The following is a 383-nucleotide window of genomic DNA, read 5'->3' on the forward strand; positions in this document are numbered from 1 at the left end:
ATTTCAGCCAGTGCCTCGTCCATTTTTTCGATGAACTCCGGCACGATCTCGTCAAAACTCGCCATGTACTTTTCATCCCGCTCAATCACGACATAATGCAGGCCTTCACGCTTCATACGCGGGTCATAGTTGGCAAAGTACCAGGCATTTTTTCGCGTCACCCACATGCTGTACTGCACCTGGGCCATGTAAGCTGACTTTATGGCCTCGAAACCACCGAGCCGGAACTTCATGAAATCCCGGGAGGTAAACGGGCATTTCAGTTCAAGGCCGTTGCCGTCACTGCATAAACCATCGGGAGAGCAGGCGGTACGCATACTTTCGTCGCGATAGATGATCGGGGATTCAGTAACATTCACGCCGGAAGTGAATTCAAACAGGGT

1 protein-coding gene is annotated in these 383 nt (G+C 51.2%); it reads right to left on the reverse strand.

All coding sequences use genetic code 11. From position 1 onward, the window contains the following. Positions 1-383: YqaJ viral recombinase family protein (locus tag ACGFW6_RS45160; protein ID WP_393523634.1), on the reverse strand; the 383-nt coding region annotated here is incomplete at both ends.

Source organism: Streptomyces sp. Y7, from assembly GCF_043195415.1.
Taxonomy (GTDB): domain Bacteria; phylum Actinomycetota; class Actinomycetes; order Streptomycetales; family Streptomycetaceae; genus Streptomyces.